Genomic DNA, 15,198 nt, shown 5'->3' with positions numbered 1-15,198 from the left:
CCTCCCCATCATCCTGGCGATGCGCGTCCTTCCGCTCCTCGGCGCCCTGGCGCTCGCCGCCTGCGCCACCACGGCCGGCTTCGATGCCCGGATGCAACGCCTGGTCGGCCTGAGCGAAGGCGACCTAGTGCAGGCCCTCGGCGTGCCGGAGGCCGACTTCACCACCGCCGAGGGCCGGCGCTTCCTGCAATACGAGCGCCTCGGCATCCGCAGCCCGCAGCCCGTGCCGACCGTGGGTTTCGGCGTCGGCGGCTGGCGCGGCGGGTATGGCACGGGGATCGGCTTCGGCACCGTGGTGCCGCTCTATGCGCCGCCGCCCGAATGCCGCGTCACCTTCGAGATCCGGGGCGGCCGCGTCGCCGCCTTCACGCGCGCCGGCACGGGCTGCGTCGCCACGCCGCCGGGCTGAGGCCCGCGCGGGTTCCGCAGCCGGCGTCCGGCGGGGCCGGGCGGATCCGATCCGCGCCGGGCACGCGCCCCCGGCGCCTCATCCCCCGCCCGCAAGGCGGTGCAGCCAGTCGCGCAGCCCGCCGGACTGCAGGCTCGTCTCCGCCGCCTCGCCCGCATCGAGCGATTGCGGCCTGCGGCCCATCATCACCACCAGCATGTTCGGGCCCATCTCGATCACGCCGCCCTCGGCGAGTTCGATCGTCGCGGAGGCCCCCTCCAGCGTGCCGACGCGATCCCCGCGCATCAGCGCCTGCCCGGCATGGGCCGGGCTGCCGTCCACCAGCACGTCGCCGCTGAAGCGGCGCAGCACGCCGAGCCTTTCCGGCGGGCCCGCCCCGCGCGGGCGCGACCAGCCCGGCGCGCGCGCCGCCTCCTGCACCCGTTCGCGCGCCGGCGGCGGGGCGGCGGCGGGGTGGTCGCCCAGCAGCTTCGCGGTGCCCATGCCGCGGTCCACGCGGAAATCCGTCCAGCCGAAATGCCGCATCTGGAACCGCGCGATCGCCGCGATGGTGCGCGGCCCGCAGGCGCCATCCACGGCGAGGCGTTCCACAGGCCCGCCATCTGCCGGCGGCACCTGGTTCAGCGCGGCCTGGACCGCGCGCACATCCGCCGCGTGGTTGGGCGCCTCGGCCCCCACGGCGGCCGTCAGGATCAGCATCCCCAGCCTCCACGACTCCGCCCCGGCAGCCAGGGAATCTAGGCAGGCCGCGCGAGTCGGCCCATGAAACGTTTCGTGTTCGCTACCGCTGCACCACGGCCACGGGGAAGGAGCGCAGGTCCCGCTGCGCGGCGCGGAACACGGCGTTCTGCTGGTGCCCCTTCTCCCGCGCGAGCTGCGGCACCCGCCGCATCACCCATTCCCCGAGGGCGAGGGCGGTGACCCGCCCTTCCGCATCCACCGCCGCCCGCCCGTTGAGCCCTTCCATCAGCGCATAGGCGAAGACGCCGTTGCGGTCGTCGTAGGAATCGAGCGCCTCCTGCACCGAGGAGGAGGCCGCGAGCAGGAAGCGCCCGGTGTCGTTGCCGATGGCGGCGAGCTGGTCGATGTCGATCTGCCCCGCATAGCAGGTGTCGATCATGATGAAGGCGTCGCGCGCCCGGATGCGCGCCAGCGCGGCGACCAGCGTCGCATCGTCGAGCCCCTGCTGGCGCAGCACCGCCATGCTGGAGGTGTCGCGCACGTCGGATGGCAGGAACAGGAAGCGGTTGCCCGGCTGCGCCACGATGCCGTGCCCGGCGATGTAGAGGATGAAGGTGTCCGCCGGCGCCGTGTCCCGCGCCGCGGCGGCGAGCGCATCGAGGATGCCGCGCCGCGTCGCGCGCCCGTCCGGCACCACGCGCACCTCGACGTCGCGGAAAAGCCCGGCCCCGCTGCGGCGCAGCGCATCGCCGACCGATCGCGCGTCCGGCACTGCGAAGCGCAGGTTTAGGTCGCGCAGCGCGTATTCATTCACGCCGATCGCGAGCACCAGCAGCCGCCCCGCGCCCGCCGGCGCCTCCGGCTCGCCCGGCCGGGTGAGGGAGAGCGCCGGCCCCTCCGCGAAGAGCGTCCCGTCCCCCGCATAGAGCCTGGTGACGATGCGGTTCGCCCCGGCATCGAGCGGCACCTCGACGCTCGCCTCCCCCACCGCGGGCTCGGCGCGCGCGGCGATGCGGTCGTTCACCAGCACGTCGAGCGGGCCGAAGCCCAGGCCCCGGTCGGTGGCGGTGAAGGTCATGCGCAGGGCGCGCGTGCCTTCGGGGATGCTGCGGGTCTCCCAGGTGATGGGCCGGCATTCCTCCGCGACCAGGGCGCAGATCGAGCCGGGCGCGAGCGTCGGCAGCCGGCCGATGCGCTGGCGCACCTCGCCGAGCTGGGCGAGGCGCTCCTGCGCCGGCGCGAAATCCCCCGCGATGCGCCCGCGCACAGCGCGCGGCGCGTAGAGCGCGCGATAGGCCTGCTGGAAGGAGGCCCATTCGGGCGTCTGGTTGCGCCCGCCATTGAGGTGCACGCCCACCAGCTCCTGCCCGCCATTCGGGGCATGGTCGAACAGGCCCTCAGGCGTCCAGAGCACCCAGCGCAGCGTCTCGGCATGGACGAAGAGCGCGGCGATCTCGCGCAGCGCGCCGGCCTCGAAGCGGTACCAGCGGATCGTCCCGTCGCCGAGGGCTGCGACCCCCATCTCGCCCGCGACCGTGACCCCCCAGACCGCGCCGGGCGTGGGCACGGAATCCACCAGCCGCCCCTGCGCGTCGAACAGTCGCAGGTGGTTGTCGGTGCCGAGCAGGAACCCGTCCTCGCGCAGCAGGATGGCGAGGCTGCGGGCGAACTCCCCCTCCCCCAGCCGCAGCGCCACATTGCCGAGGCGCGGGCGGTTGGAGTTGCGCCAGTCCTGCACGCGGATGCGCGCCGTCTCGGTGCGCGCCGGGGCGAAGCCGGCCTCCCCCTGCCAGGCCGCGAGGTTGCCGGTCAGCGGGTCGAAGACCAGCGGCTGCCCGCCGGCGCGCAGCGTGAACAGCACCTGCGTGCCGTCCGCGGACAGCGCCAGCGTCACTCCGGTGTTGCGGAAATCCCCGCCCGGCGGCCGCGGGGCGGCGGCGAGCGTCCCGTCGGGCGCGATGCGCCCCCAGCCCGGATCGGCCGCGGCATAGGCGAGCCCGCCCTGCGGCAGCGCGAGCAGGTGCAGGATGGCGTCGCGCGCGGCCGGGATGTCCGTGAAGCCGCCATGGCCGAAATCCGCCCAGCGGCGGATGACGAACTCGCGCGGCTGCTCGGGCGGCGCGGCGGCGGCGGGCTGCGGGGCGGGCGCCGGCGCGGGCTGCTGCTCGCGCACCACCAGCCCGCGCGAGCCCGCGCTGCTCGAGGATGCGCCCGTGGCCGCGCCGGGGCCGCTCGCCGGCCGCCCCTGCGGCGCGGCGCCCTGTCGCGCCGGCCCCGGGACCGCCGGGGCCCGCGCATGGCGCGCATAGCCCGCCGCATGGAGCTGCACGCCGCCGCGCGCGTCATGCGCCCAGGTGACGGCGGGCAGGCCCTCGCCGGCGAGGCCCGCGACATCGGGCAGCATCACCGTCCTGAGGTCGGCCGCGGAGAGCACCTCCACCCGCAGACGGTCCTCGAAGCCCACCGCGATCAGCGCGCCCTCGGGGGAGAAGGCGATGCCATAGGGCCGCCCGCCCTGCACCGGCACGCGCTGGGCGAGCTTCCTGCCATCGGCGCCGTAGAGGCGGACGGAGCCATCCGTCGAACTGGCCGCGAGCCGGCCGGCGGGGTCGAAGGCGACCATGCGCGCCGGGCCGCTGAAGGCGGCATCCTCGAACAGCAGCCTGCCGTTGCGCGCATCCCACACCTTGATGCCCGCCCGCCCGCCGAGGGCCGCGGCAAGGCGCGCGCCGTCCGCCGAGAAGGCGAGGTGCTGCACGGGCGCGGCGAGGCCGGGCAGGCGCGCGAGCAGCCGCCCCGTGCGGGCGTCGAAGATGTAGAGCGCGAAGGCGTTGTCCCAGGACCGCGCCGTGTAGCCGGCCGCGGCCACCCGCGCCCCGTCGGGCGTCAGCGCCACGGCATAGAGCTCGCCCTCCGCCTCGGGGCCGAGCGGGGGACGGATCACGAGGCGCTGCGTGCCCTCGGGCAGGTTCCACAGCCGCAGCGTCTTGTCGTCGGACACCGAGGCGAGGACCGAGCCCGCCGCATCGGTGGCGAGCCGCCCCACCGGCGCGATATGCGCCTCGGCCTCGACGCGCAGGAAGGGGTGCTGCGGCGGCTCCGCCGGCGCCTGGGTCTGCGCCGCGGCGGGCCCCGCCAGCAGCAGGGCCGCCGCGAGCGCCAGCCCATGCAGCAGGCGGCGGCCCGTCATGGGCTCAGCCGGCCAGCTCGAAGCCCTGGCCCTGCGCCAGCCGGTCGGCGTTCTGCACGCTCTCGGCGAAGCTGTCGCGGCGGGCGATGTTGGTCGCGGCGAGCTGGCGGAACTCGCCCTCCGCCCCGCGCCCGCCGCCCACGGCCGCCGTCGGGCTGCCGAGGCCGCGCACGCCGACCGCCGAGGCCGGGACATAGCCGCGCACGCCGGAGGAGGTCTCGACCAGCGCGAAATTGCCCTCGGCCGGGCGCACCGTGACCTGCTCGTTCGAGGAGAGCTGGCCGATCTGCGGCGCATTGGCCTCGGGGCGGATGCGGATGGGTGCCGAGACGCGCGCGGTGGTCGGCGTCGCCGCCACGGCGCGGCGCGCCTGGACCGCCTGCTTGGTGCCCGGCGCCAGCGTCTCGATCGCGGTGTCGAACTCGCCGCCGCGGGTGCCGATCTTCTCGTTGATGGACTGCGCGAGCGCGACGTCGCGCCGCATCAGGTCGCGCTGGTAGGCCAGCATGGCCATGCCCTGCTCGCGCGAGAGGCGGCCGGCGCGCACATCGGCGCGGACGCGGTTGGCCACGTTCACGCGGCAGTCCACGAGCTGGTTGAAGGCGAGCTGGGTCGCGGCGAGCTGGCGGTTCTCGTTCTGCAGGTCGCCGGCCACGGCCTGGACAAGGGCGCCCTGGCTCTGGGCTTGCCGCTGGCGGGCCTGCAGGTAGCCCGCCGTGCCGCCGATCACGCCGCCCGCGATCGCCCCGATCGCCGCGCCGACCAGGATGTCGGAGCCGCGCCGGCCGCTCGCCGCCGCGATCGCCCCGCCCGCCAGCGCGCCGGTGCCCGCGCCGATGGCCGCGCCGCGCAGGATGTCCTCGGCGAAGAAGTTGCCGGTGGAATCGAGCTGGACCACGAAGGCCCGGCAGGCGTCGCGCCCGTCATCCACCCCGATGCGGCTCGCCTGGGTGGAGACGCAGCCCGCCAGCATGGCCGCGGCCGTGATGCTGGCGACGGAACGGCGGAAGGGACTCTGCATCCAAGGCGTCTCCCAGGGCATTGGTGATGCGGCAGCGTATCAGCCGTCCCGCAAGCATGCCAGAGAAGGGGTTCACAGGCCGTGAGCCTTCTCACCCCGCCCCCGGGGGCCCGGTCCACGTCCTGCTGGGCAAGCGCGCCGCCGCTGCCCTAACCTCCCCGCCACCTGCCGCACCCCCGCCGATCCGGCAGGGCGGGCGGAGAACGGGATCCTGGGGGACCTCCATGAAGACCACACGCAGGCTCATCCTCGGCGCCGGCCTCGGCAGCCTCGCCCTCGGCCGCGGCGCGCTGGCGCAGGGCGCGGCGGGGCCCATCCGCATCGCCACCGCCGGGCCCATGACCGGCCAGTACGCCGCCTTCGGCACCCAGATGCGCGAGGGCGCGAACCAGGCCGTGACCGACATCAACGCCGCGGGCGGCGTGCTCGGGCGCCAGCTCGCGCTCGAGATCGGCGACGACGCCTGCGACCCGCGCCAGGCGGTCTCGGTCGCGAACCAGCTCGCCGGGCGGCGCGTGGCCTTCGTGGCGGGGCATTTCTGCTCCGGCTCCTCGATCCCGGCGCGCGACGTGTATGCGGAAGAGGGCGTGCTGCAGATCAGCCCCGCCTCCACCAACCCGCGCTTCACCGACGAGGGCAAGTGGAACACCTTCCGCGTCTGCGGCCGCGACGACCAGCAGGGCCAGGTGGCGGGCCGCCACATCCTGCAGAACTTCCGCAACCGCCGCGTCGCGATCCTCCACGACAACTCCGCCTACGGCAAGGGCCTCGCGGACGAGACCAAGAAGGCGATGAACGCGGGCGGCATGCAGGAGGTGATGTATGCCGCCTACACGCCGGGCGAGCGCGACTACAACGCGCTCGTCTCCCGCATGAAGGCGGCGAACATCGACGTGATCTACCTCGGCGGCTACCACACCGAGGGCGGGCTCATCATCCGCCAGGCGCGCGAGCAGGGCATGAACGTCACGCTGATCGGCGGCGACGCGCTCGTGACCAACGAGTTCTGGCAGATCGCGGGCCCGGCCGGCGAAGGCACGCTGATGACCTTCAGCAGCGATCCGCGCCGCCGCCCCTCCGCGGCCGAGGTGGTGGCCCGCTTCCGCGCCCGCAACGTGGATCCTGAGGGCTACGTCCTCTACACCTACGCCGCCATCCAGATCTTCGCCGAGGCGGCGCGGCGGACCAACACGGTGGATGCGCGACGCCTCGCCGCCGCGCTCAAGGCGCAGGGGCCGTGGCAGACGGTGCTCGGGCCGATCTCCTTCGACCAGAAGGGCGATGTCACCGTGCCCGACTACGTCTTCTACATCTGGCGCAACGGCTCCTACGCCGAGATCTCCTGACGAATACCTTGCGGCGCGGGGCTGCGGCGGTGCAGCATCCCCGCATCGTCAACGAACGAAAGGAGGTGATCCGGTGTCTCATCGCATCAATCGGGCTGCAGCACCCGAGGCCCGGATCACCGCCGCCGGCTGAGGCGGCGGGTCACCGAGGCTCCGCGGGCCGCAACCGGCCGCGCGATGGGAAGGCCCCGGCGGGCGACCGCCGGGGCCTTCTGCGTTCGGGGCGGGACGCCTAGTCTGCGCGCGCCACGGCCAGGAACGCGCGCATGGGCATCCGCAACGTCCTCTACATCATGTGCGACCAGCTCCGCTGGGACCACCTCGGCTGCAACGGCCATCCCTTCCTGCGCACGCCGAACATCGACGCGCTGGCCGCGCGCGGGGTGAACTTCACCCGGGCCTTCGTGCAGTCTGGCATCTGCGGGCCCTCGCGCATGTCGGCCTATACGGGGCGTTACGTCTCCTCGCACGGGGCGACGCACAACCGCGTGCCGCTTTCCATCGGCGAGGTCACGCTCGGCTGGCACCTGCGGCAGAGCGGGCGGACCCTCGCGCTGGCCGGCAAGACGCACATGCTGCCCGATGCGCACGGCATGAAGCGCCTGCTGCTCGATGGCCAGGACGAGCTCGCGGTGCTGCTGCGCGAGGGCTGGTTCACCCTGGTGGATCGCCATGACGGCCACCACGCCGAGACCGACAGCGCCTATGCCGACTGGCTGCGCGCGCAGGGCTACGACAGCAAGGATCCCTGGACCGACTACGTGATCGCCGTGACCGATGAGGCCGGCAACACCCTCAATGGCTGGAAGATGCGCAACGCCCGCCTGCCCGCCCGGGTGCGCGAGGAGCACAGCGAGACCGCCTACACCACCGACCGCGCGATCGGCTTCATCGAGGCGCAGGGCGAAACCCCCTGGGTGCTGCACCTCTCCTACGTGAAGCCGCACTGGCCCTACATCGCGCCCGCACCCTGGCACGCGATGTTCTCGCCGGAGCAATGCCTGCCCGTGGCGCGCCACCCGGCGGAGCGCGGCAATGCCGCCCACCCGATCCTGCGCGAGTTCCAGAACGAGGAGGTGGCGCAGGCCTTCCAGAACGACGCGTGCATCGCCACGGTGCGCCCGGCCTATCAGGGGCTGATCGCGCAGCTCGACCACCACCTGGGGCGGGTCTGGGCCACGCTGGAGCGGCTCGGGCGGTGGCAGGACACGCTGGTCGTCTTCACCTCCGACCATGGCGACTATCTCGGCGACCACTGGCTGGGCGAGAAGGAGCTGTTCCACGACTGCATCCAGCGCGTGCCGATGATCGTCTCCGATCCCTCGCCCGAGGCCGATGCGACGCGCGGCCGCGTGGAGGAGCGCTTCGTCGAGGCGATCGACGTGGTGCCGACCATCCTCGATGCCCTGGGCCTCGATGCGGCGGAGCATCTGGTCGAGGGGCGGTCCCTGCTGCCGCTCACGCGCGGGGCCGCGCCGGCCTGGCGCGACGCCGTGTTCAGCGAGCTGGACTGGACCTTCCGGGGCGCGCGGCGGCGGCTCGGCCTGCCGACCGGCCAGCATCACGCCTGGATGGTGCGCACCGACCGCTGGAAATACGTGCACTGGACGGACGGCTTCCGGCCGATGCTGTTCGACCTCGCGGCGGATCCGCAGGAGTTCCATGACCTCGGCGCCGATCCGGCGCTCGAGGGCGTGCGCGAGGCGATGCGCGAGCGGCTGCTCGCCTGGTTCACAGGCCTCAAGCGCCGCACCACGCTGACCTGGGCCGAGGCCGAGTTCCGCACCGACCGCCACAAGGCGGCGGGCGTCTTCTACGGGGAGTGGTGAGCGCGCCCGCTCAGCGGGCGATGAAGTCGTCCGGCCCCTCGCCGGTGTCCTCCGGCAGGTCGGCGGCGAGGTCCTGCACCACGGCGGAGACCCATTCCTCAGGCGTCGTGCCCAGGGCGGCGGCGCGGCGGGCGATCTCCGCGGCCAGTTCATCGGGCAGTTCGACCTTCACTTCCGTCATCAAAGCGCTCCTCGGCTGCGACTTGTTGAAGGATAAGGTGCAACCCGTTTACGGCGCCTTTGCGACCTCTGCATGGTCGCCATGCAGCCCGGGGCTGTCCGCGCCGATCGGATGATAGTTCCGGCTGAACCAGATCAGCCCGCGCGAGGCCGCGCCCTGGCGCACCGCCTGAACCTCGGCGAAAAGCACGCTGTGCGTGCCGCGCTCCACCACATCCACGATGCGGCAGTCGAAGGAGACGGTGCAGCCGTCGAGCGCCGGGGCCCCGGTCGCGAGCAGGCCCCAGGTGGCGTGGCTGAACCGCTCGGCCATGTCGGCGCCTGCGCTGCGCCCCGCGAAGCGCGCCGACAGCCCCTCCTGCCCGGGGGCGAGGCTGTTCACGCACAGCACGCCATTGTCCTTGAACAGCCGGTTCTGCGGGCTGCCGCGGTTGAGGCAGACGAGCAGCGTCGGCGGGTCGTCGGTGACGCTGCACACCGCGCTCACCGTCATGCCGCCGAGGCCCGCAGGGCCGTCGGTGGTGACGATGTTCACCGCCGCCCCGAGGCGCGCCATGGCATCGCGGAATTCCTGGCGCGTCACGGACATCGAAGGCGGCTCCTGCTGGCCGGCACCGGGCACCGGCCGCTCAAGAGGTGCGCGGGCAGGGCCCGAAGCGCAACCCCTCGATCCGCGCCTCGATCCGCGAACCGGTGTCGTCCACGTCGGAGCTGATGGCGATCTTCTCGATCGGCGGCGCCTCGCCGCCGAAGGCCTGCCGCCACAGCGCGGCGAGGTCCACCCGTTCCTCGAACCAGGTGCCGCGCGGGGCGTCGGCGCGGCGCAGCACCCACACGCGGCCGAGGCCCGCCATGTAGGGGCTCGAGAAGCCCTGCCGCTCCTCCCCCGTGCCGCCCCAGACCAGCACGATCGCCGCGCGCGGCAGGTGCCGCCCGCCGGCCTGGGATTGCGCCATGGCGTGCTGGACGCGCTGCCAGCCGGTGGTCGTCTCGGGCCAGCCCGCGAAGCCGATGGTGATGGACAGCGCCCGGTCGTCCCCGCCGCGGCGGTCGAGGCGCGTCGGCGGCGGGCCGTCATCCACCCGCCAGCGCCACGTCAGGCAGCCCGCGGGCCGCCTTTCGTAGCGCCAGATGAAACTGCCGCCGGAACGGCCCGAGACGGCGATCGTGCCGTCGGCCTGGCGGGAGAAGTGCAGCGGCGCGATGCCGGCCCAGCGGCCTTCCTGCCAGGGCTCTTCCGGCGCGCGGGCAAGCGCCGCGGTGCCGCCGGCAAGCGCCAGGACGGCGAGGAGGCCGAGGATCCGAATCGGTCCGAGCCCGCGCATGGGAGGGGAGATTGTCGCCCCTCCCCCCACGCGCAAGGGGCGTCAGCGCTTCACCGGCCCGCCGCCGAAGCCGCCCGGCACCTGGCCGAAGCCGCCACCGCCGCCACCGAGCGTGCCGCCGCCGCCACTGCCGAAGGTGCCGCCCCCGCCGAGATTGCCGCCCGTCGGCGGCGCCGCCCCGCGCCGCAGCGCCTGCGTGACCGCCTCGACGAGCTGGCTGCTGTCGTTCGACTGGTCGCTGACCCAGGAGAACACCACCGCCACGCCGTGGCCCGAGATGCAGCGCACGGTCAGCGCCTCCTCGCCGCGCCAGCCGAACACCGTCTGGCGGTCCTGGGAGATGCTGGCCCGGAAGCCGACGCCCTCGACGGCGCGGGAGGCGGTGGCGAGGCAATCCTCCTGGTTGTTCGAAGGCAGCCGCGCCCAGGCCGTGGAGACCGTCGCGGCCGCCGCGGGCAGCGACAGGAGCGCGAGGCCCATGGCGATGGCGGGGATCAAGATGCGGGGCACGGGCTCCTCCTGCCGGCTCGGGGGTTGTCGTGTGCGTGGAGCATAGCGCGATCGGCGGGCGGTTGCAGGGGCGGTACGACGAAATCCGCGCAGCCTCATCCCGGCGCCGAGATGCGGTAGAGCAGGTGGCGCCGCAGCGCGTGGCCTTCCGGCAGCCGCGGGTGGTCGAAGGTTCCCGCCCGCCGCATGCCGAGCCGCTCCATCAGCCGCCAGGAGGCGACATTGCCCGGCACCGTGAAGGCGACGATCTCGGGCAGCGCGGCCGCGCCGAAGCCGAAATCGAGGGCCATGCGCGCCGCTTCCGTGGCGAAGCCGCGGCCGCGGAAGCCGGGCGAGATGCGCCAGCCGATCTCCACCGCGGGGGTGAAGGGCGCCTCCCAGGGGATGTGCATCAGCCCGACCACGCCGACGAAGGGCGCGCCGCCGCGCTGCTCCACCACCCAGAAGCCCCAGCCATGGGCCTCGAAATGGGTCTGCAGGCGCTCGGCCCAGGCGTCGCTTTCGGCGCGCGTCATGGCGGCGGGGAAGTGGCGCATGCTGTCCGGGTCACCATTGATGTCGAACAGCGGATCGAGGTCGGAAGGCCGCCAGGGGCGCAGGGTCAGCCGGGGGCCGTGAAGGGTGATCGGGTCCATGGAACCGCGCAACCTAGTCGCCCCCGCCCCGCGCGCGTAGAAACCTGGATCACGGAGGACACGCCGATGATGCTGCAGAGCCCCGACGCGCTCGCCGCCTTGATCCCGGACGGGGCGCTGGTGGCGATCCCGCCCGACAACTCCCTGCCCTCGGTGGCCATCGCCAAGGCGCTGATCCGGCGCGGGGCGCGGGGGCTGCGCCTGCTCGGCGTGCCGGTCTCGGGCTTCGCCACCGACATCCTGATCGGCGCGGGCTGCGTGGCGGAGGTCGAGACCTCCGCCGTCTCGCTCGGCGAGGCCGGCTTCGCGCCGCGCTTCTCGGCGGCGTTGAAGGAAGGGCGGATCACGGTGCGGGATGCGACCTGCCCGGCCATCCACACCATGCTGCAGGCGGCCGAGAAGGGCGTGCCCTTCATGCCGCTGCGCGGGCTGATCGGCAGCGACATCCTCGCCAACCGGCCGGACTGGAAGGTGGTGCCCAACCCCTTCGCGCCGGCGGGCGAGGACCCGATCGTGCTGCTGCCGGCGAAGCAGCCCGACTTCGCCATCTTCCACGCCGCCATGGCGGATGCGGAGGGCAATGTCTGGCTCGGCCGGCGGCGCGAATGCGCGACCATCGCCCATGCCTCCAAGGCCGCGCTCGTGACCGTGGAGCGCATCGTCGAGGGCAGTTTCCTCGAGGACGAGCGCCTCGCGCCCGGGGCAATCAGCGCGACCTACGTCACCGCGACCGCGATCGCCGAACGCGGCGCGCATCCGGTGGCGCTGCTCGACGCCTACGGCTTCGACCAGGACTACGTCTCGGCCTATGCCCGCGCCGCGCGGACCGAGGAGGGCTTCCGCGCCTGGCTCGAAGCCGAGGTGTTCGCGCCCGCGCAGAAGGTTGCCGCCGAATGATCGCCCCGGAAGAACGCCTCGCCGCAACCCTGGCGCGCCTGATCCTCGACCCCGCCGCGCCGCCCGCGCGGCACATCGCAGTCGGCGCCGCCTCCCCCATCCCGGCCGCCGCCTGCTGGCTCGTCAAGCTGATGGGCCATCCGGTGCGTCTCTCGCTGCTGCACCGGCGCAGCGGCAACCCCTTCACCGAAGGCACGCGCGAACTCTTCGACCTCACCGGCCAGGGGCGGATCGACCTGTTCTTCCTCGGCGGCGGGCAGATCGACGGGCAGGCCAACCTGAACCTGGTCGGCACCGGAGAATGGCCCGGCATGGGCGTGCGTTTCCCGGGCAGTTTCGGCAGCGCCTTCATGTATTTCATGACGCCGCGCACCATCCTGTTCCGCGAGGAACATTCGCCCCGCGTGCTGGTGGAGAAGGTGGACAACATCTCCGCCCCCGGGGTCTCGCCGCCCGGCGTCTTCCGCCGCGGCACGGCGCAGGCGCTGGTCACGGGCCGCTGCGTGTTCCGCTTCCACCCCGAGCGCGCGCGCTTCTCGCTCGCCAGCCTGCACCCGGGCGAGACGGTCGAGAGCGTGCGCGAAGCGACCGGCTTCGCCTTCGACGTGCCGGAGACGGTGCCGCAGACCCCCGACCCGACCGAAGCCGAACTGGCCCTGCTGCGCGGGCGCGTCTGCGACGAGATGATCGAGACCTATCCCGAGTTCTGCCGCCGCGTCTGGGGCCGTTCGCGCGCGGCATGAGCGGCGGCCTCGCCGACCCGGAACTCTCGGCGCTGATCCTGTGGCTGGTTCTGCCGGCGGCGCTGCTCGCGGCCGGCACCTGCCTCGTGCTCTGGCACGGGCGGCGGGACTGGGTGGTGGTGCATGCGGTGGTGCGGACCCGCCCCGAGCCCGGCGACGCCGGCACGCCGTCCGAGATCGCCTGGCGGGACGAGGCCGGCGAGGTCCATGTCGGTCACGTCCATCTGGCCGGGCCGAAGGGCCACCCGCCGGTGGGCAGCCTGATCGCCCTCTCCCACCCGCCCGGCCGGCCGGAGGCGCTGCAACCGGGCACGCCGGGCCCGCTGCTCGCGGGTGCGGTCGCGGCGCTCCTCGTCGTGCTGCTGTGCCTTGCCATGCTGCTCGGCTTCTGATCCCGCGGGCGGTGCGCCGGATCATCGACAGGGGGGGGGCCTGCATGCCGCAGGCTGTCGTTGCGATGGCGGGAGGACCGGGGCATGGCGCATGACGCGAAGGGCGAGGATCGGGTTGCGGCGCGCCGCGCCGGAGACGGCTGAGGCGGCGCCATGGGCCTGGTCGAATCCCTCGGTCTCGTCGCGCTGCTCGGCATCCTGTTCTGGTTCGGCCACCCGATCTGGACCGGCTGGGGATGGCCCTCGGTCACGGTGCAGGTGCGCGAGGTGTCGCACCCGCATCTCGCGCGCCTGCACGTCCTCCTGGTTCCCGTCACGGTCGAGATCCGCGAGGCCGATGGGCGGGTCGAGGCGCATGAGGCGCGCGTCTTCGGCGGCCCGGAGGCGAAGGTCTCGCGCGGCGTGACGCTGACGCTGCGGCGCAACCCGCACGACCCGGCCGAATTCGCCGATGTCGCGGGCGCCTGGCGGCTGCTCGGCGAAGTCGGCTTCGCCGCGCTGTGCGTCGTGATCTTCATCATCCACCTCCTGGCCGAGGCGTGAGGGGCGCGCGGGGCTGGGTCGCACCCTTTCCCGATGCGCTCGCCCCGCTCGCGGCGAGTGGCCTCGCCGAACGCTCCGGCCGCGCGCGCAGCCTGGGCAGGCGGGGCGCAAACCGGGATGAGGCGGATGGATCCAGGCCTCGCGGACACCGCGGCGCGCGCCGCACCGCGCCCGCACAGCGGCCCGCACGCCGCTTCCGCCCTCGACACTGCGGCGCGCGCGACGCATCTTCCGCCGCGTCTCAGGAGAGGGAAAGCAGCCATGGACGGCACAGCGGCCACAGCCAAGGGACTCGCCGCCTCCCCCGGCGCGCTCGCGGGCCTGCGCGTCGTGGACCTCACGCGCGTGCTCGGTGGCCCCTACTGCACCATGGTGCTGTCCGACCATGGCGCCGAGGTCATCAAGCTCGAACCGCCGCAGGGCGACGAGGTGCGCGACTGGGGCCCGCCCTTCAACGCGGATGGCGACGCCTCCTACTTCGTCGGCGTGAACCGCAACAAGCGTTCGGTCGGGCTCGACCTGTCGAAGCAGGCGGGCCGCGAAGTGCTGCTGCGCCTGCTCGAAGGCGCGGACGTGCTGGTGGAGAACTTCAAGCCCGGCTCGATGGAGAAATGGGGCCTCGGCTACGAGGAGGTGCTGTCGAAGCGCTTCCCGCGCCTGATCCATTGCCGCGTCTCGGGCTTCGGGGGCGAGGGGCCGCTCGGCGGCTTCCCCGGCTACGACGCGGTGCTGCAGGCCATGACCGGGCTGATGTCCATCAACGGCACCGAGGATTCCGGCCCGACCCGCCTCGGCAACCCGATCGTGGACATCGCCACGGGGCTGTTCAGCACCATCGCCATCCTGATGGCGCTGCACGAGCGCGAGCGGTCGGGCCGCGGGCAGTATTGCGACATGACGCTGCATGATTGCGGCATGGCGCTGCTGCACCCGCATGCGGCCAACTACTTCCTGTCCGGCAAGCGGCCGAAGGCCACGGGCAACCCGCACCCGAACCTCGCGCCCTACTCCAAGTTCAAGACCAGGACCTGCGAGATCTTCGTCGCCGCCGGCAACGACCCCGCCTTCCGCAAGTTCTGCGAGTTCCTCGGCATCCCCGAGGTCGCGAAGGATCCGCGCTTCGCCACCAACGGGCAGCGCGTGGTCAACCGCGACGCGCTGACCGAAGTGCTGAACGCGCGCTTCGCGGAGGAGGACGGGCACGAGCTGACGCGGCGAATGCTCGCCGCCGGCCTGCCGGCTGGCCCGGTGCTGCATGTGGACGAGGCGATGGCCGCCGAGCACACCGCCTTCCGCAACATGGTGGCCGAGATCGGCGAGTTCCGCGCGCTGAACACGCCGATCAAGCTGTCCCGCACCCCGGGCGGCGCGCGCTCCGCCCCGCCGCGCTTCAACCAGCACGGGCGGGAGGTGCTGCTCGCGCGCGGCTTCACGGAGGCCGAGATCGCCGCGCTGGAGAACGAGGGCGTGATCGTCGGCGAGCGGCGGAAATAGGCG

The 15,198-nt window shown here is 73.6% G+C and carries 16 protein-coding genes; 8 read left to right on the top strand and 8 right to left on the bottom strand.

The window, feature by feature from the left end:
* The first annotated feature begins 19 nt into the window (after positions 1 to 19).
* Positions 20 to 409 (top strand): hypothetical protein, encoded by a 390-nt coding sequence (locus FHS88_RS13510; RefSeq protein ID WP_184485519.1) that lies wholly within the window; start codon positions 20 to 22, stop codon positions 407 to 409.
* 78 nt (positions 410 to 487) lie between these two features.
* Here the strand turns inward: FHS88_RS13510 and FHS88_RS13505 are convergent, their stop codons facing one another.
* The 3 genes from FHS88_RS13505 to FHS88_RS13495 form a co-directional block, all read right to left on the bottom strand.
* A complete protein-coding gene (locus FHS88_RS13505; RefSeq protein WP_184485517.1) occupies positions 488 to 1,108 on the bottom strand; it encodes a hypothetical protein in 621 nt (206 codons plus the stop codon).
* Positions 1,109 to 1,190: 82 nt separating this feature from the next.
* Positions 1,191 to 4,280 carry a caspase family protein gene (locus FHS88_RS13500; RefSeq protein ID WP_184485515.1) on the bottom strand — a complete coding sequence of 1,030 codons (3,090 nt, stop codon included), beginning with the start codon at positions 4,278 to 4,280 and terminating at the stop codon, positions 1,191 to 1,193.
* Between the two features lie 4 nt (positions 4,281 to 4,284).
* Complete coding sequence (locus FHS88_RS13495; RefSeq protein ID WP_184485513.1) at positions 4,285 to 5,301, bottom strand: SH3 domain-containing protein; 1,017 nt, start codon at positions 5,299 to 5,301, stop codon at positions 4,285 to 4,287.
* A gap of 224 nt (positions 5,302 to 5,525) precedes the next feature.
* On the opposite strand from FHS88_RS13495, the gene FHS88_RS13490 reads away from it, so the two are divergent.
* Positions 5,526 to 6,647 (top strand): branched-chain amino acid ABC transporter substrate-binding protein, encoded by a 1,122-nt coding sequence (locus FHS88_RS13490; protein ID WP_184485511.1) that lies wholly within the window; start codon positions 5,526 to 5,528, stop codon positions 6,645 to 6,647.
* Positions 6,648 to 6,913: 266 nt separating this feature from the next.
* Positions 6,914 to 8,476: a sulfatase-like hydrolase/transferase gene (locus FHS88_RS13485; protein ID WP_184485509.1), complete on the top strand. Its 1,563-nt coding sequence runs from the start codon at positions 6,914 to 6,916 to the stop codon at positions 8,474 to 8,476.
* 10 nt (positions 8,477 to 8,486) lie between these two features.
* Here the strand turns inward: FHS88_RS13485 and FHS88_RS13480 are convergent, their stop codons facing one another.
* The 5 genes from FHS88_RS13480 to FHS88_RS13460 all read right to left on the bottom strand — a co-directional run bounded on the left by FHS88_RS13480 (position 8,487) and on the right by FHS88_RS13460 (position 11,126).
* Positions 8,487 to 8,657, bottom strand: a complete 171-nt coding sequence (locus FHS88_RS13480; RefSeq protein WP_184485507.1) for a hypothetical protein — start codon at positions 8,655 to 8,657, stop codon at positions 8,487 to 8,489.
* A gap of 48 nt (positions 8,658 to 8,705) precedes the next feature.
* Positions 8,706 to 9,245, bottom strand: a complete 540-nt coding sequence (locus tag FHS88_RS13475; protein ID WP_184485505.1) for a flavin reductase — start codon at positions 9,243 to 9,245, stop codon at positions 8,706 to 8,708.
* A gap of 40 nt (positions 9,246 to 9,285) precedes the next feature.
* Positions 9,286 to 9,981, bottom strand: a complete 696-nt coding sequence (locus FHS88_RS13470) for a DUF3047 domain-containing protein (protein WP_184485503.1) — start codon at positions 9,979 to 9,981, stop codon at positions 9,286 to 9,288.
* A gap of 42 nt (positions 9,982 to 10,023) precedes the next feature.
* The gene (locus FHS88_RS13465) at positions 10,024 to 10,491 is read right to left on the bottom strand and encodes a hypothetical protein (RefSeq protein WP_184485501.1); all 468 of its coding nucleotides are present in this window, start codon (positions 10,489 to 10,491) and stop codon (positions 10,024 to 10,026) included.
* 95 nt (positions 10,492 to 10,586) lie between these two features.
* Complete coding sequence (locus FHS88_RS13460) at positions 10,587 to 11,126, bottom strand: GNAT family N-acetyltransferase (RefSeq protein ID WP_184485499.1); 540 nt, start codon at positions 11,124 to 11,126, stop codon at positions 10,587 to 10,589.
* 66 nt (positions 11,127 to 11,192) lie between these two features.
* Here FHS88_RS13460 and FHS88_RS13455 point away from each other — a divergent pair, with 66 nt between their 5' ends.
* The 5 genes from FHS88_RS13455 to FHS88_RS13435 all read left to right on the top strand — a co-directional run bounded on the left by FHS88_RS13455 (position 11,193) and on the right by FHS88_RS13435 (position 15,195).
* Positions 11,193 to 12,023: a CoA transferase subunit A gene (locus FHS88_RS13455; RefSeq protein ID WP_184485497.1), complete on the top strand. Its 831-nt coding sequence runs from the start codon at positions 11,193 to 11,195 to the stop codon at positions 12,021 to 12,023.
* The gene (locus FHS88_RS13450; protein ID WP_184485495.1) at positions 12,020 to 12,766 is read left to right on the top strand and encodes a CoA-transferase; all 747 of its coding nucleotides are present in this window, start codon (positions 12,020 to 12,022) and stop codon (positions 12,764 to 12,766) included. The genes FHS88_RS13455 and FHS88_RS13450 overlap by 4 nt, the downstream gene beginning before the upstream one ends.
* Complete coding sequence (locus tag FHS88_RS13445) at positions 12,763 to 13,158, top strand: hypothetical protein (protein WP_184485493.1); 396 nt, start codon at positions 12,763 to 12,765, stop codon at positions 13,156 to 13,158. The genes FHS88_RS13450 and FHS88_RS13445 overlap by 4 nt, the downstream gene beginning before the upstream one ends.
* A 153-nt stretch (positions 13,159 to 13,311) precedes the next feature.
* Positions 13,312 to 13,701, top strand: a complete 390-nt coding sequence (locus FHS88_RS13440; RefSeq protein WP_184485491.1) for a hypothetical protein — start codon at positions 13,312 to 13,314, stop codon at positions 13,699 to 13,701.
* A 261-nt stretch (positions 13,702 to 13,962) separates the two neighbouring features.
* Positions 13,963 to 15,195 carry a CaiB/BaiF CoA transferase family protein gene (locus FHS88_RS13435; RefSeq protein WP_184485489.1) on the top strand — a complete coding sequence of 411 codons (1,233 nt, stop codon included), beginning with the start codon at positions 13,963 to 13,965 and terminating at the stop codon, positions 15,193 to 15,195.
* Positions 15,196 to 15,198: the final 3 nt, after the last annotated feature.

This window comes from Neoroseomonas alkaliterrae (assembly GCF_014199195.1).
GTDB classification, from domain to species: Bacteria; Pseudomonadota; Alphaproteobacteria; order Acetobacterales; family Acetobacteraceae; genus Neoroseomonas; species Neoroseomonas alkaliterrae.
Note: the sequence above shows the minus strand (reverse complement) of the source record. Positions and strands in the feature narration are given on the sequence as shown.

What these genes read in the sequence shown, in the direction of transcription:
- FHS88_RS13490 (WP_184485511.1), top strand. Translation starts at nt 5,526, where the DNA reads ATGAAGACCACACGCAGGCTCATCCTCGGCGCCGGCCTCGGCAGCCTC.
- FHS88_RS13450 (WP_184485495.1), top strand. Translation starts at nt 12,020, where the DNA reads ATGATCGCCCCGGAAGAACGCCTCGCCGCAACCCTGGCGCGCCTGATC.
- FHS88_RS13485 (WP_184485509.1), top strand. Translation starts at nt 6,914, where the DNA reads ATGGGCATCCGCAACGTCCTCTACATCATGTGCGACCAGCTCCGCTGG.
- FHS88_RS13495 (WP_184485513.1), bottom strand. Translation starts at nt 5,301, where the DNA reads ATGCAGAGTCCCTTCCGCCGTTCCGTCGCCAGCATCACGGCCGCGGCC.
- FHS88_RS13505 (WP_184485517.1), bottom strand. Translation starts at nt 1,108, where the DNA reads ATGCTGATCCTGACGGCCGCCGTGGGGGCCGAGGCGCCCAACCACGCG.
- FHS88_RS13475 (WP_184485505.1), bottom strand. Translation starts at nt 9,245, where the DNA reads ATGTCCGTGACGCGCCAGGAATTCCGCGATGCCATGGCGCGCCTCGGG.
- FHS88_RS13455 (WP_184485497.1), top strand. Translation starts at nt 11,193, where the DNA reads ATGATGCTGCAGAGCCCCGACGCGCTCGCCGCCTTGATCCCGGACGGG.
- FHS88_RS13510 (WP_184485519.1), top strand. Translation starts at nt 20, where the DNA reads ATGCGCGTCCTTCCGCTCCTCGGCGCCCTGGCGCTCGCCGCCTGCGCC.
- FHS88_RS13445 (WP_184485493.1), top strand. Translation starts at nt 12,763, where the DNA reads ATGAGCGGCGGCCTCGCCGACCCGGAACTCTCGGCGCTGATCCTGTGG.
- FHS88_RS13440 (WP_184485491.1), top strand. Translation starts at nt 13,312, where the DNA reads ATGGGCCTGGTCGAATCCCTCGGTCTCGTCGCGCTGCTCGGCATCCTG.
- FHS88_RS13480 (WP_184485507.1), bottom strand. Translation starts at nt 8,657, where the DNA reads ATGACGGAAGTGAAGGTCGAACTGCCCGATGAACTGGCCGCGGAGATC.
- FHS88_RS13500 (WP_184485515.1), bottom strand. Translation starts at nt 4,280, where the DNA reads ATGACGGGCCGCCGCCTGCTGCATGGGCTGGCGCTCGCGGCGGCCCTG.
- FHS88_RS13460 (WP_184485499.1), bottom strand. Translation starts at nt 11,126, where the DNA reads ATGGACCCGATCACCCTTCACGGCCCCCGGCTGACCCTGCGCCCCTGG.
- FHS88_RS13435 (WP_184485489.1), top strand. Translation starts at nt 13,963, where the DNA reads ATGGACGGCACAGCGGCCACAGCCAAGGGACTCGCCGCCTCCCCCGGC.
- FHS88_RS13470 (WP_184485503.1), bottom strand. Translation starts at nt 9,981, where the DNA reads ATGCGCGGGCTCGGACCGATTCGGATCCTCGGCCTCCTCGCCGTCCTG.